This window comes from Ruegeria sp. CG4 (assembly GCF_056537185.1).
The window spans coordinates 132604-154262 of record NZ_JBQFRB010000005.1 but is presented as its reverse complement, the minus strand read 5'-3'; the positions used below and the strand labels follow the sequence as shown (position 1 = coordinate 154262).

Genomic DNA, 21659 nt, shown 5'->3' with positions numbered 1-21659 from the left:
TTGTGAGTTGATCCCGGCGGCGCAAGGTTTATCCTGAATGGCTGTATCCTTGGTTGGTTGGGAAATGCAAGGGATGACACGTTTTCTGGCGGTATTGATCACCGTGATTCTTTGTTCGACGGCTCAGGCGCGCGCGGATGCCGCCGCGGACCTGCGCGCCGCGCTGAATGAGATGCGCAAAGGCGACTGGAACGAGGCCCTGCGCGTCGCAGGAACGCGTGGGTCGGTGTCCCGTGACATCATCGTCTGGCACTGGTTGCGCAGCGGCTTTGGCAGTTCGGGCGACGTACTGGTTTTTCTCGACCGCCGGTCGGACTGGCCCGGACTGGGGTGGCTGCGCCGCAAAAGCGAACCTTCGTTCACCGGGGCCGACCCGGACCGGGTATTGAAGTTCTACGACGGCTCACCGCCGCAAACCGCCGAGGGTGCCTTGAATTTCGCGGTTGCCCTGATGGCCAAGGGTCGCAGGGGCGATGCCGAGGCGGATATCGTGATGGCCTGGCGCACGATGCCCATGGGGTCGGGTTTGCAGAAGGATTATCTGGAAAACTTCGGCAAATTGCTAAAACCGCATCACGCGGCCCGGCTGGACCGTATGCTCTGGGACGGGCATCTGGTCAGCGCTGATCAGATGTTGCCGCTGGTCAGCGCGGATGAACGCAAATTGGCCGAAGCCAGAATCGCGCTGCAAAAACGCCAGCCCGGTGTGGATGCAAAGATTTCCGCAGTGCCGGACTCGCTGGCGTCGTCGGCCGGGCTGGCCTATGACCGATTCGTATGGCGGGACCGCAAGGAACTTGACGACAGCGCCATCGATTTGATGCTGGAACGCTCGACCAGCCCACAGGCATTGGGCGAGCCGGACAAATGGGCCGAAGGGCGGCGCAGGCTGGCGCGGCTGGAGATGCGCAACGGAAATACCGCACGCGCCTATGACGTGGCGGCCAACCATCACATGACGCCCGAAATGGGCTATGGTTACGCGGATCTGGAATGGCTGGCCGGGTTCCTCGCCCTGCGCAAACTGAACGACCCGGACACGGCCGTGCGCCATTTCCAGAATTTCTCGTCCGCGGTTCAGTCGCCAATTTCCAAAGGGCGCGGCGGCTATTGGCTGGGCCGGGCTTATGCGGCGCAGGGCGATGCGGACAAGGCCTATGACGCCTACGCAATCGGCGCGGATTACCAGACTTCCTTCTATGGCCTGCTGGCGGCCGAGCGCATCGGGCGCCCGTTTGACAGCGAGCTTGCCAACCCGCGCCGCGCGCCGCATTGGAAACAGGCCGGGTTTGCGAATTCCAGTGTATTGGAAGCGGGGCTTCTGCTGCTGAGAGCCGGCGAAGACAATCTGACAGAACAGTTTCTGACCCATCTGGTGGAAGGTCTCGATCCGGTTGAGGCCGGGCAACTGGGTGATCTGGTGCTGGAACTGAAGGAGCCACATCTGGCAGTCATGATTGCCAAGCGCGCCGCCAGAACAGGATCGGTTCTGCCTGCGGCCTACTACCCTGTCCATCCGGTGGCCGACATGGGCCTGCCCATGGCGAAGGAAATGACCCTGGCCATTGCCCGCAGGGAAAGCGAGTTTGACCCGGTCGTGGTCAGCGGAGCCGGCGCACGTGGTTTGATGCAGGTCATGCCAGCCACCGCCAAGCTGGTCGCGCAGGAGATGGGTATCCTCAGCGGCCATCAGACCGGACGCCTCACATCGGACTGGCAATACAACGCCAAGTTGGGGGCGAACTACCTGTCCGGGCTGGCCGCCGAGTTCAACGGCAACGTGGTCATGATGGCGGCCGGGTACAACGCGGGACCCAAGCGTCCGATTTCGTGGATGGAACGCTTTGGCGATCCCCGCGCCGGAGAGGTCGACGTCATCGACTGGATCGAAACCATCCCGTTCAGCGAAACGCGCAACTATGTCATGCGCGTCGCGGAAAGCATGCCCGTCTATCGCGCGCGTCTGGGCAAGCCGGCCCTGCCCATTCCGTTTTCGCAGGAACTTACCGGCTCAACCCTGGCGTCTTTCGCGCCATAGGGTGAACAGACCTGCCGCCACGACAAGCGCCGCGCCCACGACAACAGCTGGGCGCAGCGTTTCGCCAAATATCGAAATGCCCAACAATGCGCTCCAGACCAGATGGAAATAGGCAAAGGGCTGAACTGCGCTGGCTTCCGCCATTTCATAGCATTTGATCAGCAACCAATGCCCTGTCACGCCGCTGACGCACAATAGTGCCATCCACAACCAGTCCGCCTGGGCCATCGGTTCCCAGAACCACATGCCAACCAGCGTCATGGCCACCGCCCCGACGACACCCGTCCAGAAAAAGCTGGTGGCCGTGCTGTCGCGACGGGCAACGTATCGGGTCAGCAATCCATAGACCGCAAACATCAGGGCCGAAATCAAAGGAATGACCGCCCAGGGGTTGAAGACGCCAACACCCGGTTCGAGAATGATCAGGACTCCGATGCATCCTACCCCGATCGCAGACCAGCGCCGCCAGCCCACCTTTTCACCCAGAACCGGCCCGCTGAGCGCGGCCACTAGCAGGGGATAACAGATGAAAACGGCCATGCTGTCGATCAGCCCCAGAACCGTGAATCCGAAAACGGCCACACAGATCTCGGCCGCCAGCAACACGCCCCGGATGACCTGAAGCCCAAGCTGGCTGGTTTGTGTTGCCGCCTTCAGCCCGCCGGGTGCACGGGCCGCGATGGTGATGACAAATGCCGCGAAGAACCAATACCGGATCATCACGACCATGTAGGTGTTGTAGGTTCCGGCCAGATGACGCGAAATCCCGTCCTGCAACGCAAAGACGATTGTGGCCGCGACCATCAGGGCGATCCCGGCCCGCACGTTGTTCTGCTGACTCATTCTTTGATCGCCCGTGTCATGTGCCGTTTGCGCCCGTATCCGGGCGAACGCGTGACTGAAAACCCGGCCTCGGTCAACGCACGCCGCACGAAACCGGCCGCAGTATATGTCGCGACTGTTCCGCCAGCCACAGTGTGACCGGCGACCTGCTTTATCAGGTCCGACTGCCACAACTCCGGGTTCTTGGCCGGGGAAAACCCGTCCAGAAACCAGGCGTCCGCAATGTCCGACCAAGCGGGCAGGGTTTCACGCGCGTCGCCTTCGATCACTTTCAGGTGCAGTGTGCCAAGATCGCATTCGCCACCTTGCCAATGCGCCAGAAACCGGCTGCTCCAGGGTTGAAGCTCCGGGAAACATGCCAGTGCGCGTGCCATGTCTGCAGGATCCATCGGAAAGGCTTCGAAACTGGTAAAGCTCAGAGGCGTCGTTTGGCCCGATGCCTCCCACGCGGACCAGACCGTCAGCATGTTCAGGCCGGTTCCGAATCCAAGCTCGGCGATTCGGAAACCCGGCGCGAAGCGACCGGGCAGATCGTTGCCCGTCAGAAACACATGCCGTGTCTCTTCCAGCCCGTTCTGGAGCGAGTAATATGGATCGTCGAACCGGTCCGAAATCGGGATCTGCTCGTCCGTCCAGGTCAGTTCGGCGCGCTGGTCTGCCATCGGGGAATCCTGTAGCTAGGCGGCGCGACACTGAACAAGGAAAAGGGGATTGGCAATGGTCGATGTGACAGTGCGTGGCGCGGGTATTTTCGGCCTGTCCATTGCCTGGACCTGCGCGCGGCGCGGCGCAAAGGTGCAGGTAGTCGATCCTTTTGGTCCCGGCTCGGGCTCCAGCGGTGGTCTGGTCGGTGCACTGGCGCCTCATGTGCCGGAAAACTGGAATGCCAAAAAGGCATTTCAGTTCGACAGCCTGATCATGGCCCAAGCGTTCTGGAACCAGGTCGAGGCGACAGGTGGCGTGTCACCCGGTTATGCGCGTCTGGGTCGCCTGCAGCCCATCGCTGACCAGCGCAATCTGGATCTTGCGCATCAGCGCGCTAAAACGGCCATCGAACTGTGGCAGGGACAGGCAGAATGGCGCGTTGTTGAAACCGCCAAGGCTGGCGCCTGGTGCCCGCCCAGCCCGACCGGATACGTCATCCACGACACATTGAGTGCGCGCATGCATCCCAGACGGGCCTGTGCCGCGCTGGTTGCGGCCCTGTCCGTGATGGGGGTCGAAATTGCCACAGACGCGCCCGACCGGGGTCGGGTCGTACACGCCACCGGATTGGCGGGCCTACTGGAACTGAACCGCCACTATGGCAAAACTGTTGGCAATGGGGTCAAGGGCCAGGCTGCCCTGCTTAGGTTCGATGCAGGGACGGTGCCTCAGCTTTTTGTTGATGCAATTCACATCGTGCCCCATGCGGACGGCACTCTGGCCATCGGATCGACATCCGAGCGGGACTATGAAGACCCTTCCAGCACCGACAGCGCCCTGGAAGACGTGATCGACCGCGCCACGCGCGCCGTTCCCGTTCTGCACGGCACCGAAGTGATTGAACGCTGGGCCGGGGTCCGCCCCCGCAGCAAAAGCCGCGCACCAATGCTGGGCGAACATCCTATGCACCGGGGTCAGTACATTGCCAATGGCGGCTTCAAGATCGGTTTCGGTATGGCCCCCAAAGTGGCCGATGTCATGGCCGATCTGATACTGGAAAAACGCGATCAGATACCGGAGGGATTCAGACCCGAAGCCTCACTCTGACACCGGAGTGGCAACCGCCTGCATACATTTCCGGCCGTCCGGCCCCGCGACCCACAGCTCGCGACCGTTCCGGCACAGGGCCGCCGTTTCGAAGTGCATGAGTGGGGAGGACGCGCGGAACGAAAACTCGGACAGCGGCCCCATCAGATCGGTTGCAAACAACATCAGATGCTGCGCCAGCAACGGTCCATGAACGACAAGCCCGTCATAGCCTTCGACGTCGCGCGCATAGTCCAGATCATAGTGGATCCGGTGGCCATTAAATGTCAGTGCCGAATACCGAAACAACAAAGTTGAGGAAAACCTAAGCTCTCGGCGATCCGTTTGGTCGGTTCTGGCCGTTGGCGGCTTCGGCTTGATTGCATCAGCCGAAGGGTCTTCACGGTAAACAAGATCCTGCCATTCCGTCAGACACAGATCTTCCCCCTGCCAGATCTCGTGCCGCAAGGTGACAAAACCCAGCGGCCCGGTCCGGCCAGTTTTTGACGTGGCGCTTTCCAGAAAGGACCGGCGCCGGGCTGGCTTGCCCGCGACCAGGGGCGCGCGGAACCGCAACCGGCCTCCGGCCCACATGCGACGTGGCAGGCCCAGATCCGGGATCAGGCCGCCGCCCACCCTGGGGTGCCCATCCCGGCCAAGCTGATCGGGCGGAAGCGGTGACCAGAAATACAACTGGTGAAAAAACGGCGGAAGCGGTGCGCCCGCCGCAACGGAAACTGGTTGTCCCAGCGCCACCTGCAAGGCAGCGGCGCGCGCGGGATCCATCATGTCCTGCTGTGTTTCGGCCCGAGTTTCATCTGACATGCCCGCACGTTACGCGCCAGGGCATTGCGGAACAAGTACCGCGCCTTGGCCTCAGAAACCGGCCTCGGCTTTCAGCTTCTGCATCAGCGTCCGCAGCGGGTTCTCATAGCGCTCGCTACTCAGCCGCCCCTGATCGTCAAATGCGTTCGAGCTGTCGGCAAGATGGATTTCAGGACCTTGCAAGATGCGCGTCTGAAACGGCACCATATAGGCGCGCAACATCATCTGCGCGCGTTCGCCGCCGGCCCGACCAGCGGCGGCGGACATCACCGCAACGGGCTTGTCCGCCCATGGTTTGCCACTGGTTCGGCTGACCCAGTCCAGCGCGTTTTTCAGCACACCGGACGGCCCCTTGTTGTATTCCGGGGTCGAAATGATCACCGCATGGGCCTGCGCAATCTGGTCAGCCAGCACCTGAACCGACGCGGGAATGCCCTCACCCGCCTCCAGATCACCGTCATACAGAGGCAGGTTGAGGTCGGCCTCGATGAAAGTGCCGGGCTCGAACAACCGCGCGGCCTCGCGCAGCAACTTTCGGTTTGTCGCGTTCTGGCGCAACGAACCGGACAGGCCCAGAAGGGTCGGTTCGGACATTATCGGGAACTCCGCTTTGTTGTTTTCGGGAACTTATACGGGGATGGACCGGGACCATAGCCCTGTTGACGCACAGTCAGTGCGCATGGACAGGGCAAGAGAATGTGCCCTGTCCACGATTGTTGGATCAGATCAGGCGTTGCCGCTGGGCACGACGACAATCTCGACCCGACGGTTCTGCGCCTTGCCATCCGGCGTCAGGTTCGAAGCGACCGGATTGTTTTCACCCTGACCGATTGTAGTGATGCGGGAATAGCTGACGCCATTGGCCTGCAGGATATCGGCCACGGCATTGGCCCGCCGCTCGGACAGGCCCTGATTATAGGTGGCGTCGCCGTCGCTGTCGGTGTGTCCGATGATCTGAACGTTCGAATTCGGGTAGTTGACCAGATTCTGCCCCACCTTCACCAGATCGGACCGCAGCCCCGGACGCACGGTCGAGCTGTCGGTGTCAAAGGTGATGTCATTGGGGACGGTTACGATCAGACGGTCGCCTGTATTGACGATGGTGATCCCGTCATTGGCCAGTTGCTGACGCAGCTCCGCCGCCTGGCGATCAAGCTGATTGCCGATGACGCCGCCACCTGCGGCACCAATTGCACCACCGGCCAGCGCACCCAAAAGCGGATCCGAGTCATTGGCAATAGCGCCGACGCCTGCACCGATCAAACCGCCCAGCAAAGCACCCTGCTTTGCAATCTGATTGGGGTCGCTTTGCACTGAAAGCGTACCTGGGTCGGTACATGCGCCAAGAACAAGGGCCGAACACAGCCCGGCAGAAAAAACAAACTTGGAAATCGTCATGGATTTACCCTCTGCTCATGAACCCGTTCATCGGGTTTGATTTGTTTGGGCCAGTATATCACGGCAGGCCGTTGAAGCCTCAAGCAACATTCCGGTGAAATCGGCAATTACCTGCCGGTCAAGCAGGGGCTGATGACACATCCCAATTGTTGTTCTCCTGCCAGATGGCGCGCAGCGGCTGGCCCTGACCGCAGAAATGCGCGTCCAGAACGTCACACGCCCAGATCCGGTCCGTGCGAAAGTGTCGAAACCCGTTTCGCAACTCGCACCATGCCGCCAGCATAGTGCATTCGATGTGATAGATCAGCGCAACCGGGCGCACGACGCGTTCCGTACGCTCGTCTTCGGAATTGACGTAAACCAGCCTGAGTTTCTGTTCCGCCCGGATTGCCTCGCGGTAGCTGGCAACCGGAACACACCCTTTGTCAGGATCGTCCCGAGGCGCCCCCCACGGCGCCACCTGCAACCAGTCTGCGGGCACCTGCAGCGCTTCGATTTTCCGGCAAACGCGATCTGCGGCCTGTTGCAGCGTGCTGTCACCCGTGCGGGCCAGCATTGACAGTCCAACCCACAGCGCCTCAATCTCTTCCGCATCAAAGTTCAGCGGCGGCAGATCATACCCCCGGCGCATCACGTAGCCCACGCCCGCCTCTCCTTCGATCGGCGTCCGCTGCGCCTGCAGAGCCGCGATATCGCGGTACACGGTGCGAACAGATACTTCCAGTTGCTCTGCCAGCGCATCCGCTGTCACCGGCGCATCGGACATGCGCAGGATCTGGATAATTTCAAACAGACGGGTAGATCGGCCCATCGCATCCTCCTGACGGTCTGCTGACACAGTAGCACACCCCACTGACAGGGTGGTGTCAGGAGAGGGCTGCAATGCTTGGCATATCACGAACAAATGGAGAGCAATCATGCCAAGCCGCGACAACCACGTCATGATGACGCTGAAACTCGGAAGATGGTCTCAGGATCACACCTTGCGCGGATTTGAGATTGAACGCCAGATCATGGCCGAACGCCACTGTCGGTCCATGCAACAGCGAAAGCGTGTCAGACGATTTTCTCTGGGCAACCTCAAGATGATATGGGGCTGGGTGCTTTAGCTTCAGAAATCGGGCTTGGCCCTGAATTTCATCGCAACTCCGCCTTCGGGGTTCTTCAGGCGCAGCTCTTCGGAATGCAGCATCAGGCGCTGGAAATCCCGCGCCGCACCCGTCGCATAGAACGGATCACCCAGGATCGGGTGCCCCAATGCCTGCATGTGAACCCGCAGCTGATGCGACCGGCCCGTTTTGGGAAACAACCGAATGCGCGTGCTGCGGTCCTCATGTCGGACGACCCGCCAGTCCGTCACCGCAGGTTTGCCCGTCTCGTGACACACCATCTGGCGCGGCCGGTTTGGCCAGTCGACGATCAGAGGCAGATCAACCGTTCCGGATTTGGGCTCAACCTGGCCCCACACTCGCGCAACATAGGTTTTGCGCGTCTGGCGCTGTTCGAACTGCTGACCCAGATGGCGTTGCGCATGCGGTGTTTGTGCAAACACCATCACACCTGACGTGTCCCGGTCCAACCGGTGAACAAGCAGGGCCTGAGGAAAAACCGCCTGCACCCGGGTCAGAAGGCAATCCGACAGATGCTCCCCCCGGCCGGGTACCGAAAGCAGGCCCGGCGGTTTGTTCACCACGATCAGCTGCGCGTCTTCATGCAGCACATCCAGTGGCGTGTTCGGGGGGGTGTAGGTCTCGCTCATGCGGGCTTGCCTATCGCAGCGCGCGACCTCCCGCAACGTCGTCCTTGCCTGCGACCCATCGTTCGGCAACTCTCGGACCCAGTTGAGGAGGAACAGAGATGCATCCGACAATCGAGCGCATGCAGGACGCGGTTGCAAAAGGTGACGAGGCCCGGATACCGGATCTGCTGGCCGAGAATGTGCAGTTCCTGCCGCCGACTTATTACAGCACATGGACCGGGCGTGCACCGGTTGCGGCGGTGCTTGGGCATGTCAGCCAGGTGTTTTCCGAGTTTCGCTATCGCCGCGTTATGGGCGAAGGTTGCGACTGGGCTTTGGAGTTCCAATGCAAGGTCGGTGAACTGGATGCCGTGGGTGTGGATTTGATCACGCTGAATGACGATGGCCTGATCCAGAAATTCGAAGTGGTCATGCGCCCGCACAAAACCGTTGGCGCCCTGCGCGAGGCGATGATGGCGCGGGTGATGAGCGACGCCCGCTTTCTGGAATTTCGCAAGGCGCTGAGCTGACCATGCGTGCTCCTGTCGCCCCTGATCAGCTTCTGCGCCTTCCGCTGCTGCCGGTTCTGGCGATGCAAGGTCTGTCTGTCCGGCGCAATGCCCAGATGCTGCCCGAGCCATCAGGGCCGCGCGAAGGCCGCGAAGGCCGCGGCCCCCGGCTGCGGTTGCTGATCACGGGTGACAGTTCGGCTGCCGGCGTAGGCGCAGGCACGCAGAAACAGGCCTTGTCCGGGCAACTCGTCCAGCGGCTGGCGCGGCACTATTGTGTTGAATGGCGGCTGGAGGCTACGACCGGCCATACAACGCAGGATACGATAGACCGTCTTGGGACGCTGAAAACTCAGTTCGATGCCGTGGTGACGGCGCTGGGTGTGAATGACGTCACCCGCGCCGTGACGCAACGCCGGTTTGCCGAACGACAAGCCCGCCTGATGTCCCTGTTGACAGGCGCCATGGGCGCGCGGCGCGTGATTGTTACTGCAGTCCCGCAAATGGGCCGTTTCCCGGCGCTACCCCAACCTTTGGCCTGGGTCCTGGACCGGCAGGCGCGACGGCTGGATCAGGCGCTGCAGAAGGTGGTCGCAGAGCGCCCTCAGTGCCGGCACCTCGTGCTGGATTTGCCGGATGACCCGGCGCTTGCCGCGCCAGACGGGTATCACCCCAGTCCGAAAACCTACGCGATCTGGGCGGATGAAGTTGCCCGCGCGCTGCGTCAGGACTGAGCCCGAATCTGCCGGATCATCGGAACCGAATAGACAACCAAAGCCGCCCAGATCAGCGGAAAGGCGGCCATGCGACCACGATCGATTTGTTCTCCGAACAAGGTAATCGCGGTGATGAAGATCATGGTTGGGGCGATGTATTGCAGAATGCCCATGGTGGACAACCGCACCAGCTTGGCACCGTTGGCGTAAACCAGCAAAGGCACCGCCGTCACCAAACCGGCACCCGCCAGCAGCATCGTATCCGCCCCGGCCAACCCAAAATGTCCGCTGCCTTGCACACCCAGCCAGGTCACATAGGCCAGCGCCGGGATCAGAAGAACCAGAACCTCGAGAAGGAACCCCTGGTTTGGTCCGATGGGAAGGGAGCGTTTGAAGAACGCGTAAAAGCCCCAAGTAAACATCATACCCAGGGCGGCCCAGGGCAGTGCTCCGGCTTCTAGCACAAGTATGATGACGCCCAGCGCTGCCAGCCCAACCGCTACTATCTGCGTTCGGTTCAAAGGTTCGCGCAGCAAAACTGCGCCCAGCGCAATGCTGAACAAGGGGTTGATATAGTACCCCAAGGCCGCGTCCAGCGCCCGCCCGGTGGCAATAGCCCAGACATAGATCGCCCAGTTCACTGAAATCAAAGCGGCCGTCAGGCAGGCCATGCCCAGCATTTTTGGGTTTCGCAGGGCTGCCTTCAGATCGCCTGTACGCCCCAGCGCGATCAGCAACAGACCGGCGACCGGCACGGACCAGATCACCCGATGAGCCACAACCTCGACCGGACCGATATGCGCCATCGCCTTCATGTACAGCGGCAGAAACCCCCAAAGTACATAGGCGGTTACAGCCAGCGCCAGACCGCGCGGCGTATCGACGTTCTGAGTTGGAGCAGCGATGTCCGCCATGTCAGGTCTCCGGCTGATACCGTTCGTCTTTACGGCAGTTCAGGCCGGGTTGGGAACTGTGAATTCTGTGAAGGCTCGTATCACGAACCTTGATAGGATAGCGCCTTGGGCTTTCAGCTGGCTTTTCACCGCTTGCGAGGCTCTGCCTCGCGCTCCGGGATATTTTTGGCCAGATGAACAAGGGATCCTTCATTCATCTGGCTGCAAATATCCCGGGGGAGGCGCAGCTTGCTGCGACGGGGGCAGCGCCCCCAACGCACCGGTTCAGACTTTGACGCGCTCGGATTTAGGGTCATACATCGGCTTCAGCGATGCCTCTGCCCTAACCTTCACACCGCACACGTCGATCTCATAGCTCGATGCCAATACATCAGCCGCCTTCTCGCCCTCACATGGCACGTATCCCATACCAACGGCGCCGCCCAGCGTGTGGCCATAGTTGCCTGAGCTGAGATAGCCGACATACTCACCATCGCGAATGATCGGTTCATTGTGGAACAGCAGCGGCTCTGCATCGGTCAGCTTGAACTGCACCAGGCGACTCTTTGGCCCGCTTTCCTTGCGCGCGATTACCGCCTCGCGGCCGATGAAATCACTGCCCTTGTCGACCTTGACAGCGAACCCGAGCCCGGCGTCGACAACATGGTCTTCGCAAGTGATATCGTGGCCGAAATGGCGGAAGCCCTTTTCGATCCGGCAGCTGTCCATCATGTGCATCCCACACAACTTCAGCCCCATGTCCTGACCAGCCTCGTGCAGTGTTTCGAACACATGACCCGCCATGTCAGACGAGACATAGATTTCCCAACCAAGTTCACCCACATAGGTCACGCGATGCGCGCGGGCGAGCCCCATGCCGATCTCGATCTGCTGTGCGGTACCAAATGGATTGGTTGCGTTGGTGAAGTCGTTGGGCGAGACCTTTTCAAGCAGCGCGCGGGCGTTCGGGCCCATCACGGCCAGCACCCCTTCGCCCGCGGTGACGTCAGTTATGACCACGTTGAAATTGCCGGCATGGCGTTGCATCCAGGTCTGATCCGCCAGACGGGTCGCCGCCGGGGTGACGACAAGAAAGGACGTTTCAGTCAGGCGGGTGACCGTCACGTCCGCTTCAATCCCGCCGCTGCGGTTCAGGAACTGGGTATAGACGATTTTGCCATTGGGCACCGAGCAGTCGCCGCCGCCGATATAGTTCATGAACGCCTCGGCATCCGGACCTTCCACCCGGATCTTGCCGAACGAAGACATGTCGTACATGCCGACATTCTCGCGCACGGCGCGGTGCTCGGCGGCCGAATTCTCGAACCAGTTCTGGCGCTTCCAACTGTACTGATACTCACGCTCCTGCCCTTCACTGGCGTACCAGTTGGCACGTTCCCATCCGGCCAGTTCACCAAATACCGCGCCCTGTTCCTTCAGGTGGTGGTGGAACGGTGTCCGCCGCACACCGCGCGCAGTCGCCTTCTGACGATAGGGGTAGTGATCGGCATAGAGCAGGCCCAGCGTCTCTTTCGAGCGTTCGAACAGGTACTGTTTGTTGCCCTGGAACGGCTGCATCCGGCTGATATCCACATCGCCAAGGTCAAACGGTTTCTCACCCGTATCCATCCATTCGGCCAGTGCCATCCCCGCGCCACCGGCGGACTGAATGCCGATCGAGTTGAACCCTGCCGCGACCCAGAAATTGTCCATCTCGGGCGCAAGGCCAAGGTGGTAAGCATCGTCGGGGGTAAAGCTCTCAGGGCCGTTGAAGAAGGTATGGATTCCGGCCTCGGCCAGCATGGGCATCCGGTTGCAGGCATCTTCGAGGATCGGTTCGAAATGGTCGAAATCCTCGGGCAACTGGTCGAATTCGAAGGTATCCGGGATACCGTCCATGGCCCATGGCTTGGCGTTCGGCTCGAACGCGCCCAGCAGGATTTTGCCCGCGTCTTCCTTGTAATAGGCGCATTCATCCGGCACCCGCAGCACGGGCAGCTGCGTCAGACCATCGATGTTCTCGGTAACGATGTAGAAATGCTCGCAGGCGTGCAGCGGGACGTTGACGCCCCCCATCCGGCCAACCTCGTGCCCCCACATGCCTGCACAGTTCACCACCATGTCGCATTCGATGTGGCCCGAGGCGCTGCCGTCATCGGCAACCCAGTCCACACCTGTCACCTTGCGGCCCTGTTTGACGATCTCGGTGACTTTCACGCGTTCTTTGACAATGCCGCCGCGCTGCCGTGCGCCCTTGGCAAGCGCCAGCGCGATATTGGCAGGATCGCCCTGTCCGTCCAGCGGCAGGTAAACCGCACCCTTGACGTCTTCGAGGTTCAGATGCGGATAAAGCTCCGCCACGCGCTCGTTCGTGATTTCTTCGACCTCGACCCCGAATGCCCGCGCCATGGCGGCCTGGCGATAAATTTCTTCCTTGCGCTCTTCGGTCAGGGCCACGGTGATCGATCCGCAGCGCTTGAACCCGGTCGCGACGCCGGTTTCCTCCTCAAGCGAGCCATAGAGTTCCTGACTGTACTTCGCCAGTTTGGTCATGTTGGCGGTCGCGCGCAGCTGCGCGATCAGACCCGCGGCGTGCCAGGTGGTGCCGCTGGTCAGTTGCTTGCGTTCCAGCAGCACGACATCTGTCCAACCCTTCTTGGTCAGATGATACGCGACCGAGCATCCGATAACGCCGCCGCCGATGATGACCACTCGGGCCTTGGTGGGAAGATCAACCATCCTGATGTCTCCGCTGTGTCAGGTTTGGGATAAAATGCCACGGATGTGCGACAACAAATGCATCAAAATCGTCAGGTCCTCTGCAAAAATCACCTTTGCGAAGATGCCCGCTTTTCCCGCCGCAGAACAAACGGCGTGATTCCATAAAAGCTCTTGTAAATCGACGAGAATCCGTTGGGAAATCCGCATGCCAGGCCGATCTCGCGCACGCTCATGGTGGTGTTCAGAAGCAGATTGTTCGCGCGCGCCAGCCGCATTTCGCGGTAAAATCCGTTTGGTGTGGTTCCGAAGATCGACCGGAACTTGCGTTCGAGCGACCGATTCGACAGCCCCAGCAGTTTGACGATGTCCTGGATCGGCAAAGGGTCTTCGATATTGGCCTGCATCAGCTTGATGCACTGGTCCAGTTTTGCATCCCCGGTCGCCGTGGTCCGAACCCCGGAAAACGGCTGCTGCGAGGAAAAGTCCCGGATGTTTTCGTGCAGCATGATGTCAGCAACCGTCATCCTGGCAGGGCCCGAAACATGGCGCCCGATAACGGCCAGCGCGACATCGGTGGTCGCCTCCATTCCGGCGCAGGTGACGACCGAACCCTGCTGGGTTGCGATGGACATCTTGGCTTCGAACCGGGCGCCCCTTTCGCGCAGGAAAGATGCGTTCTCCCAGTGGGTGGCCATGTCATCCGTGCCTTGCTCGTCAATATAGCGGCTGGCGGCCTCGGCCAGCAAAAACACCTGTGCGCCGCGGTAGGTATAGTCCGAAACCACCCGCCCAAGTGACAGGTCCGGCAGGTCCGGGTCGGAATTGCCGATCACGAACAGATAGTCGGCATCAGGTTGTGCAGAAACCGGTTCGGTTGAAACGGTTGCGCCGCTGCTGCTTTCAACAGGGCCGCCTTTCAACGATCGATAGGTGTACCGAAACGGAGGATTCGGGCAAACGCGGTTGGCAATCCGCAGGACATCGACCAATGACGCGAGCTCCAGCAAAACGTATCCCGGCGCAACCATGATATCGAACTGATGCTGTTTGCCGGATCCTTGCGGTTCGGGTCCTGTCCGCTTTTGCATTCTCGTGCCCTCAGACAATCCTGTGCCCGGCTGCGCGTAACTGTTCGGCCAGTGCCTCGATATGGTCCGGACCGACCTCGCAACAACCGCCTACGATCGTGGCCCCCTGTTCCACCCAGCGCATGGCGTGTTCGGCGTAGACCTGAGGCCCCAGATCGCTGCGCTGTTCAAGCGCGTCGACGGTCGGGGCGTCCTTCAGAAATCCCTCGGAAATTTCGGTGAATCCGTTCGCATAGGCGCCAAACGGCCGTCCCATGGTTGCGATGATCTGCAAAGCCGCAGGCATGGCCTCGGGGGGCGAGCAATTGACGAGCACGGCCTCTGGAGCAAAGCGGTCGACCAGAGGTGAGACTTCCGACAGGTGTTCACCCGACCGCAAACGTGTGCCGTCTGTGTCATCGACGGTCAGGGCCAGCCAGACGGGACGCCCGCCGTTGACCGTGCCGCGCAACGCACCTTCTGCTTCCTGTACCGACGAAACGGTTTCAATCAGGAACAGGTCGACCCTGTCAGCCATCAGTTCGACAAGTTCGGCGTATTTCGAAGCGGCGTCCTCAGGATCGGGCCGCAGGTCGGGCCTGTAGGTGGCCAGCAGCGGACCCAGCGACCCTGCAATGCGCCCTTTGGTTCCCGCGCGTGCGCGTTCTGCCTGAGAAAGGGCGGTGTCCGTCAGCGCTCCGATCTGGTCTTCCAACCCCACACGTTCCAGGCGCGAACGGTGAACAGCATAGGTATTGGTGGTCGCGATCGTAGCGCCGCGGCGAAAATAATCTGCGTGAACGTCGCCCACCAGTTCCGGGTGATCCATCATCACCCGCGTTGACCAAAGCGGCGTTGCCCGGTCGCCACTGCGTTTGACCAGTTCCTGCCCGATGGAGCCGTCCAGAAGGGTGATGTCTGCCATGTCTTACCTCGTTACGGAATCAGGACCAGTTTCCCCGGAAACGCTTTGGATTGGAAATCTTCCTGCGCCCGGGCAATGTCTTTCAGAGGATACGTCTTCGAAACAAGCGGCCTGATCCGCCCTGCATTGATAAGTTCGACAAGCCGTCCGAAAACGTCGAATGCCTGGTGCGTACAGCCATGAATGGTGATGTCCCTCAGGTAGATATCGCGCAGATCCGCTTGTACAATCGGGCCTGCTATGGCGCCGGAAACGGCGTATTGCCCGCCCGGCTTCAGCGCCAGAATCAACCCCGGGAATGCCGGTCCGCCGACGACGTCGACCACCACATCGAACATGTCTGGCGGCAAGGCGGCGTCGCGATCAAAGGTATCTATCGCACCCTGTCCCTTGACCACGTCTGCTTTGGCAGCGCTGGTGACACCCCAGACGGAAGCCCCGCGCAATGTTGCAAGTTGGACGGCAGCCAGCCCGACCCCACCGGATGCCCCGGTTACCAGAACCTTTTGTCCGGCCGTTACACCTGTGCGGGTCAGCAGGTTTTCGGCCGTGCCGAAAGCGCAGGGGATTGCCGCAATCTCGGTGTCCGACAGGGGTGACGCGGACACGTCATAGAGGTCGCTTGCCTCGACCAGGCAGTATTGCGCGAAGGCGCCGTCAATCTCAGAACCCAATGCAATGAAACCGCTGGGTTGACCGGGGCGCGGGCGCGGCAAGTTGATCGGACAGGTGACACGTTGACTTGGCTGGAAACCGGTGCCGGACCCTGTCCGCTCAACGATGCCGCACAAATCACCGCCCTGTATTCTGGGAAACTGCAGAGCGCCGCCCCAACCGCCGGCATCGACATCCTGATCGACCGCGTCCGTTGCACCCGTGACATCCGGTGAATACCAGCCAACACGCGTGTTGATATCGGTATTGTTGACGCCTGCCGCAGCCACCCGGACCAGAACCTGCCCGGGTCCGGGGGTAGGCAGGGGAATATCCTGACGCCATTCCAGTGCCTCCGGCCCGCCATGGCGTGTCAGGTAAACACCGGACATTGTCTCCGGTTGGGTCATTGCCATCTCTCCCCGTTACAGGTTTTGCGGATGCATTATGCCCGACAGCGGTGTTGCATCAAATTGCGGGTCCGCCTGACTTTTGGCCGACCCGCAGTTTTCCCTGATGGATCAGGCGCGCAACCGTGCGTTTTCCGGATCCCAGAGCGGCTGATCCTGCTGCACGACCGCTCGGCATTTCTGGCCGTAGATTTCGACCTCCAGCTCGGTGCCCGGAGCAGCCAGATCAGGACGCACCATGCCCAGTGCGACCGACGCATTGATGCGATACCCCCATGCACCGGATGTGGTTTCACCCACGATCTGACCATCATGCCAGAGGCATGACATGTACGGTGCGTCGCAATCTCCGGCCTCGACCAGCATGGTGACGAACTGCTTTTTCACGCCCTGCTGCTTTTCATTCTGAATCGCAGCCTTGCCAGGGAAGTCCTGTGGTTTGTCCAGTTTCACGAACCGTTCCAACCCGCCCTCCAGAAGCGAGTAGTCGGTCGACAGGTCGCCTTTCCACGCACGATAACCCTTTTCGACACGTAGAGAATTGAGCGCATACATCCCGAAGGGCTTGGCACCCGCGTCAATGATGGCGCCATAGATCGCTGGCATGTGCTCGTTCAGGGCATGAACCTCCCAACCCAACTCGCCTGCGAAGGAAACGCGGATCAGGTAAGCGGGTTGCCCGGCGACCGTTGCCGACTGGTGGGTCAGCCATCCGGTCGACAGGTCCGCATCGGTCATTCCCGACAGGATCTCTCGCGATTTCGGCCCCGTGACGATCAGCGTATCGCGGGTGGTGGTCACATCCTCGACCGAAACGCCTTCGGGCATAGCGTTCAGCAGAATGTCGCGGTCATGCCACTGGGCAGTTGCGGCCGTGATCATGACGAACTCGTCCTCGCCCATCCGGATGCAGGACATCTCGGTCAGGATACGACCACGATCATCAGAGATATAGACAAGGTTCATGCGACCCGTCTTGGGGAGGCCACCCGTGATCAGACCACGCAGCGCCTCGGCGGCACCTTCGCCCTTGACCATGAAGCGCGAGAACCCCGGCAGATCCAGTACACCGCAATGGTCGCGCACGGCCTCGCATTCCTCCTTGACGCGCCGCTCCCACGGGCCCGAGCGGCCCCATGTATGGGTGGCTTCAAGCGACGCGTCGTCGCCGGGCTGCGCAAACCAGTTGGCCCGTTCCCAGCCGTTATAGGCCCCCATGACACCGCCCAGCTCTTTCACCTTGGCATGAACCGGCGACAGTTTCTTGTCGCGCGCGGCGGGCCATTCGTGCTGGGGGAAGTGCATGGCGTACTCGTTGCCATAAACTTCCAGACCCTTCTGGTTGCAGTAGTCCTGATCGGTGTAATCGGTGTAACGGCGTGGATCGACCGCCCACATATCCCACTCGGTCGCGCCATCGACGATCCATTCGGCCAGCACCTTGCCTGCCCCCCCGCCCTGCGCGATACCGAAGGTAAATGTGTGCGCCTCGAACGCGTTCTTCACTCCGGGCATCGGGCCGATCAGCGGCAGACCGTCCGGTGCATAAGGGATCGGGCCATTGATCACGCGGCCCACGCCCGAGGTTGCCATCAGCGGCACCCGCTCCATCGCGTCGGTCACGATGTCCTCGATCCGGTCCAGATCATCATTCCACAGCTGGAAGCTGAAGTCCTCGGGCATCGGGTCATCTTCTGTCATCCAGTGGCCCTTACAATTGGGCTCATACGGGCCAAGGTTGAAGCCGTTCTTCTCCTGACGCAGGTAGTAAGAGATATCCACGTCGCGCAGCAGCGGCAGCTTCTTGCCCCCGTTTTCCTTGGACCACGCTTGGACTTCGGGGATTTCGTCGGTCAGCAGATACTGGTGGCTCATGACCATCGCGGGAACGGTTCGGCCGCCATAAGGTTTGAACCACTCTCCCACACGCTGCGCGTAGTAACCGGCGGCGTTGACCACATAATCACAGGCGATATCACCCTTGTCCGTGTGCACGGTCCAGGTGCCGTCGTCATGCTGGGTCACGCCGGTTGCCGGGCAGAAACGGATGATCTTCTGGCCCATGTCGCGGGCCCCCTTGGCCAGCGCCTGCGTCAGTTGCGCGGGGTCGATGTCGCCATCGGTCGGATCATACAGCACGCCCTCAAGATCATGCGTTTCAAGGAAAGGATAGCGTTCCTTGGCCTCTTCCGGGGTCCACATCTCCATCGGGATGCCCTGGTAACGGCCCATCGACATCGCCCGCTCAAATTCCTGCATCCGCTCCTTGCTGTGCGCCAGACGGATCGAGCCGGACTGATGGTAGTTCATCGGATAGTCGACTTCTTCGCCCAGCCGCGCATACAGCTCGGTCGAGTAGCGCTGCATGTTCATGATCGCCCATGAGGTCGAAAAGGTCGGAACGTTACCCGCCGCGTGCCAGGTCGAACCTGCGGTCAGCTCGTTCTTTTCCAGCAGCACACAATCGGTCCAGCCTTTCTTGGCCAGATGGTACAGCGAGGAGGCCCCCACCACACCACCACCGATAATGACCACGCGGGCTTTTGTCGGAAAATCACTCATTCGTTTTGATCCCTGTTACTGTGCCCGTTGGGGCAGATCGTCCGTGATGTCGTAGTAATCGCCCTTGTCGGCGACAAAGATATGTTTTGAGAGCGAAAGGCCCGTGGGTTCGTCAAGCGCCCCCATGGAAATCGAAATCGTGTCTTCGTCATTGTGTTGCCAGAAAAGGAACGAGCCGCAGGCGCTGCAGAAGCCGCGTCGGGCGATATCCGAGGCACGAAACCAGCTGAGCGTGTCACTGGCGGAAAAACTGAGATTGTCCTGATGCGTCGAGGCGGACGCCCAGATATGACCCGACTGCCTGCGGCATTGACCGCAATGGCAGGCCGATGGCGGTGAAAGCTCACCGTCGACCGCGAAGGCAACCGAGCCGCACAAACAAGAACCTGTCTGCATTCTATTACCCCCTTGCTGTCGGCGTGGTGCTGGTTCCCAGCAGCACACCGTAAATGATGAAACATGCAGCCATGATCCGGCGCACCCAGATGTTGAACACCGCGCCCAGCGCCGCCTTGCCCATGAGCGCGCCCAGAAGTGTGAAGCCGGTATAGCTGAGCGTCGTAATGACCAGCGCTGTTGGCATGATGACCGACATTTGCTGCCAGATCGGCACATCGGGCTGCACGAATTGCGAAAACGCGGCCAGGTATCCTGCGACGCTTTTGGGATTGATCGTGGCAATGGCCAGCGCGTGCAGATAGACATGCCGCGCTGGACGTTCCGTGGCAGGTGCCGGCTTTGCCGCGTTCATCCAACCGCGCACGCCCATCCAGATCAGGAACCCTGCCCCGATCAGTTTGGCGATGAAAAACCCGGTTGGCGACGCCGCGATCAATGCGGTCACGCCCAGCGCCGACAGGATCAGAAACGCGCTGGCCTGAGTCACAATGGCCAGAACACCCAACATCGCCTTGGCAAATGGCAGGTTCATCCCGTTCGAGATGCAGTTCACCGCGTTCGGCCCCGGTGTGGTAACGAATACCACCCAGAACAGCGCGAATATGGTCCAGGCCTCAAAGCTCATCAGTATACCGGCGGGGCGATGACCCAGACCGCAACCGCGGGCTCGTCATAGGGGTTGGACCATTGATAGAGCTCGTGCTTGATCCGAAAACTGTCACCCGGACCGACCGTGTATTCACGATCGCCGATTTTGAGATCAAGCCGCCCGGAGACCATGTAACCGACCTCTTGCGTCGGGCGATTTGCAGGGGTTTGCATGCGAGACTGGGGTTGAAAGGTAGAATGCACCATCTCGAAATCGTCGGTCAGATCAGGAGACAGCAGTTCTTCGATCAGCCCTTCTTCGCCAGAGCCCATCGGTCGCCGTGATCCGGCCCGGACGACATAGCCCTGTTCGGCGGCAGGCGCCGCGGAATGCGCAAACAGCATCGACATCGGAACGCCAAGACACTCGGCAATCTGGCGCAGATCCGAGATCGATGGTTCGGACTTGTCGCGCTCAACCTGGCTGAGCCAGCCGACGGACCGGTCCAGCCGTGTCGCGATATCCGTCAGCGTCAGCCCGCGCGCCTTGCGCAGGGCGCGGATGTCCGCTCCGAGTGTCGCGCTTTGCGGGGCCTGGCTGTTCACGGGGGCCACTCCGATTCTCGTGAAATTTTCTCCTCGTTTTTCACGATGACGCGATTCCGTGAAAATTCCAAGCGTTTTTTCACTTGGGTCGACATGTCCGATTGGCTATGTCCCACTCATGTGGATTGCAGTGATCTATCTTTGGGCGGTTAACGGTCTGACCCTGCTGTGTTTCGGCTGGGACAAGGTCCGGGCGCAGCGGCGCAAGCGCAGAATTCCAGAACGCAGGTTGTTGTGGCTTGCAGCCCTCGGCGGCAGCCCCGGCGCTTTGCTTGGACGATGGCTGTTTCGGCACAAGTCCCGAAAACGCGGATTCTCGGCCTGGCTGTTCGGAGTTGCCACGTTGCAGGTCTTGGCCCTGTATCTTGTCATGACCAACGGCCTGCCGACCCTTATACAGTGACAAGACCTGACGGCACCGTCAATCAGCCGACGTCCCAGACATACATCTCGGTGGTGGCGGAACAGCGGTCCGTCCAAAGTTCAAAGCCAGCTTTCTGAAGCACGCGGGCAGAGGCTGGATTGTCGCGACCGACACCGGCAACGAGTCGCATGGCCGGGCCTGACGACACTGCGGTCTGAAGCCCCTTTAACAGTTCGGAGGCGTAGCCGTTTCCCCAGGCAGATTCTGCAATCAGATAACCGATATGGACACTCGGAGGCGCATCACTCTCCGTATCGACGGCCAGCACCATCAGTCCGATCAGCTCATTGTCGGTGCCTTGACGCACCAGCAGAATGTCACTTTCGGCGCGACGGGTATCAATCCAGTTCGACATGCCCTGATCCTGCAGCTGCATGGAAGGCGGCAGGTTTTTCAAGACCGCAGGGGTCAGAAGCGCGGCAAGATCGTCAGCTAGCTTGCGCCGCAAGTGCGGTTGGGCAAGATGGTCTTTCCAGTGGCTGACCGAAAGCCGTTGAGTAGAGAATTGGTGTGGAATCATGCCGGACCCGCCAGGTTTCGAGGGCTTCGGAGTTTAGCGGGTCTTTGCGTGAAGCAAAATGTCGAAGTCCGAGAGTGGGCCTTTCGCCCCCT

At 60.6% G+C, this 21659-nt stretch carries 23 protein-coding genes; 6 read left to right on the top strand and 17 right to left on the bottom strand.

What is annotated here, in order from left to right:
- The first annotated feature begins 73 nt into the window (after positions 1-73).
- Positions 74-2038 carry a lytic transglycosylase domain-containing protein gene (locus ACR0J2_RS14645; RefSeq protein WP_480813023.1) on the top strand — a complete coding sequence of 655 codons (1965 nt, stop codon included), beginning with the start codon at positions 74-76 and terminating at the stop codon, positions 2036-2038.
- On the opposite strand, the gene ACR0J2_RS14640 is transcribed toward ACR0J2_RS14645, so the two are convergent.
- Together ACR0J2_RS14640 and mnmC2 are read right to left on the bottom strand one after the other, a co-directional pair.
- Positions 2012-2881 (bottom strand): DMT family transporter, encoded by an 870-nt coding sequence (locus tag ACR0J2_RS14640; RefSeq protein WP_170614282.1) that lies wholly within the window; start codon positions 2879-2881, stop codon positions 2012-2014. The two genes, ACR0J2_RS14645 and ACR0J2_RS14640, sit on opposite strands and share 27 nt — an antisense overlap.
- Positions 2878-3543, bottom strand: coding sequence for a tRNA (5-methylaminomethyl-2-thiouridine)(34)-methyltransferase MnmC2 (gene mnmC2, locus ACR0J2_RS14635; RefSeq protein WP_480813022.1), 666 nt, complete (start codon positions 3541-3543; stop codon positions 2878-2880). The genes ACR0J2_RS14640 and mnmC2 overlap by 4 nt, the downstream gene beginning before the upstream one ends.
- Before the next feature lie 55 nt (positions 3544-3598).
- On the opposite strand from mnmC2, the gene ACR0J2_RS14630 reads away from it, so the two are divergent.
- Entirely contained in the window at positions 3599-4633 is a 1035-nt protein-coding gene (locus ACR0J2_RS14630; protein WP_170679493.1) for an NAD(P)/FAD-dependent oxidoreductase, read from the top strand.
- Here ACR0J2_RS14630 and ACR0J2_RS14625 read toward each other — a convergent pair.
- From ACR0J2_RS14625 to ACR0J2_RS14610, 4 genes are all read right to left on the bottom strand, one after another.
- Entirely contained in the window at positions 4625-5437 is an 813-nt protein-coding gene (locus ACR0J2_RS14625) for an HTD2 family dehydratase (protein WP_170679491.1), read from the bottom strand. The two genes, ACR0J2_RS14630 and ACR0J2_RS14625, sit on opposite strands and share 9 nt — an antisense overlap.
- 51 nt (positions 5438-5488) lie before the next feature.
- Positions 5489-6031: an NAD(P)H-dependent oxidoreductase gene (locus tag ACR0J2_RS14620; RefSeq protein WP_170614278.1), complete on the bottom strand. Its 543-nt coding sequence runs from the start codon at positions 6029-6031 to the stop codon at positions 5489-5491.
- Positions 6032-6163: 132 nt separating this feature from the next.
- Complete coding sequence (locus ACR0J2_RS14615) at positions 6164-6835, bottom strand: YiaD family glycine zipper/OmpA-like lipoprotein (RefSeq protein ID WP_480813021.1); 672 nt, start codon at positions 6833-6835, stop codon at positions 6164-6166.
- Positions 6836-6953: 118 nt separating this feature from the next.
- A complete protein-coding gene (locus ACR0J2_RS14610) occupies positions 6954-7646 on the bottom strand; it encodes a helix-turn-helix transcriptional regulator (RefSeq protein WP_480813020.1) in 693 nt (230 codons plus the stop codon).
- Positions 7647-7752: 106 nt separating this feature from the next.
- On the opposite strand from ACR0J2_RS14610, the gene ACR0J2_RS14605 reads away from it, so the two are divergent.
- Positions 7753-7944 carry a hypothetical protein gene (locus tag ACR0J2_RS14605; protein ID WP_480813019.1) on the top strand — a complete coding sequence of 64 codons (192 nt, stop codon included), beginning with the start codon at positions 7753-7755 and terminating at the stop codon, positions 7942-7944.
- Between the two features lie 2 nt (positions 7945-7946).
- Here ACR0J2_RS14605 and ACR0J2_RS14600 read toward each other — a convergent pair whose 3' ends face one another.
- Entirely contained in the window at positions 7947-8594 is a 648-nt protein-coding gene (locus ACR0J2_RS14600) for an RluA family pseudouridine synthase (RefSeq protein ID WP_480813018.1), read from the bottom strand.
- Between the two features lie 98 nt (positions 8595-8692).
- Between ACR0J2_RS14600 and ACR0J2_RS14595 the strand changes: the two genes are divergently transcribed.
- Together ACR0J2_RS14595 and ACR0J2_RS14590 are read left to right on the top strand one after the other, a co-directional pair.
- Positions 8693-9103 carry a nuclear transport factor 2 family protein gene (locus ACR0J2_RS14595; protein ID WP_480813017.1) on the top strand — a complete coding sequence of 137 codons (411 nt, stop codon included), beginning with the start codon at positions 8693-8695 and terminating at the stop codon, positions 9101-9103.
- A gap of 2 nt (positions 9104-9105) precedes the next feature.
- Positions 9106-9816, top strand: a complete 711-nt coding sequence (locus tag ACR0J2_RS14590; RefSeq protein ID WP_480813016.1) for an SGNH/GDSL hydrolase family protein — start codon at positions 9106-9108, stop codon at positions 9814-9816.
- On the opposite strand, the gene rarD is transcribed toward ACR0J2_RS14590, so the two are convergent.
- The 9 genes from rarD to ACR0J2_RS14545 form a co-directional block, all read right to left on the bottom strand.
- The gene (rarD, locus tag ACR0J2_RS14585; protein WP_480813015.1) at positions 9807-10712 is read right to left on the bottom strand and encodes an EamA family transporter RarD; all 906 of its coding nucleotides are present in this window, start codon (positions 10710-10712) and stop codon (positions 9807-9809) included. The two genes, ACR0J2_RS14590 and rarD, sit on opposite strands and share 10 nt — an antisense overlap.
- Before the next feature lie 264 nt (positions 10713-10976).
- On the bottom strand, positions 10977-13430 hold the full coding sequence (locus ACR0J2_RS14580; protein WP_480813014.1) for a GcvT family protein: 2454 nt from the start codon (positions 13428-13430) through the stop codon (positions 10977-10979).
- Positions 13431-13519: 89 nt separating this feature from the next.
- A complete protein-coding gene (locus tag ACR0J2_RS14575; RefSeq protein WP_480813013.1) occupies positions 13520-14500 on the bottom strand; it encodes a GlxA family transcriptional regulator in 981 nt (326 codons plus the stop codon).
- A 10-nt stretch (positions 14501-14510) separates the two neighbouring features.
- Positions 14511-15404, bottom strand: coding sequence for a homocysteine S-methyltransferase family protein (locus tag ACR0J2_RS14570; RefSeq protein ID WP_480813012.1), 894 nt, complete (start codon positions 15402-15404; stop codon positions 14511-14513).
- Between the two features lie 11 nt (positions 15405-15415).
- On the bottom strand, positions 15416-16468 hold the full coding sequence (locus ACR0J2_RS14565; protein WP_480813011.1) for a zinc-binding dehydrogenase: 1053 nt from the start codon (positions 16466-16468) through the stop codon (positions 15416-15418).
- Positions 16469-16579: 111 nt separating this feature from the next.
- A complete protein-coding gene (locus ACR0J2_RS14560) occupies positions 16580-19030 on the bottom strand; it encodes a GcvT family protein (RefSeq protein WP_480813010.1) in 2451 nt (816 codons plus the stop codon).
- A gap of 15 nt (positions 19031-19045) precedes the next feature.
- Positions 19046-19426 carry a GFA family protein gene (locus tag ACR0J2_RS14555; protein WP_480813009.1) on the bottom strand — a complete coding sequence of 127 codons (381 nt, stop codon included), beginning with the start codon at positions 19424-19426 and terminating at the stop codon, positions 19046-19048.
- A 4-nt stretch (positions 19427-19430) separates the two neighbouring features.
- On the bottom strand, positions 19431-20054 hold the full coding sequence (locus tag ACR0J2_RS14550) for a LysE family translocator (protein ID WP_480813008.1): 624 nt from the start codon (positions 20052-20054) through the stop codon (positions 19431-19433).
- Positions 20054-20623 (bottom strand): helix-turn-helix domain-containing protein, encoded by a 570-nt coding sequence (locus ACR0J2_RS14545; RefSeq protein ID WP_480813007.1) that lies wholly within the window; start codon positions 20621-20623, stop codon positions 20054-20056. Before ACR0J2_RS14545 ends, ACR0J2_RS14550 begins: the two co-directional genes overlap by 1 nt.
- 118 nt (positions 20624-20741) lie before the next feature.
- Here ACR0J2_RS14545 and ACR0J2_RS14540 point away from each other — a divergent pair, with 118 nt between their 5' ends.
- Positions 20742-21026, top strand: coding sequence for a DUF1294 domain-containing protein (locus ACR0J2_RS14540; RefSeq protein WP_170679770.1), 285 nt, complete (start codon positions 20742-20744; stop codon positions 21024-21026).
- Between the two features lie 22 nt (positions 21027-21048).
- Here ACR0J2_RS14540 and ACR0J2_RS14535 read toward each other — a convergent pair whose 3' ends face one another.
- A complete protein-coding gene (locus tag ACR0J2_RS14535) occupies positions 21049-21495 on the bottom strand; it encodes a GNAT family N-acetyltransferase (RefSeq protein ID WP_480813006.1) in 447 nt (148 codons plus the stop codon).
- Positions 21496-21659: the final 164 nt, after the last annotated feature.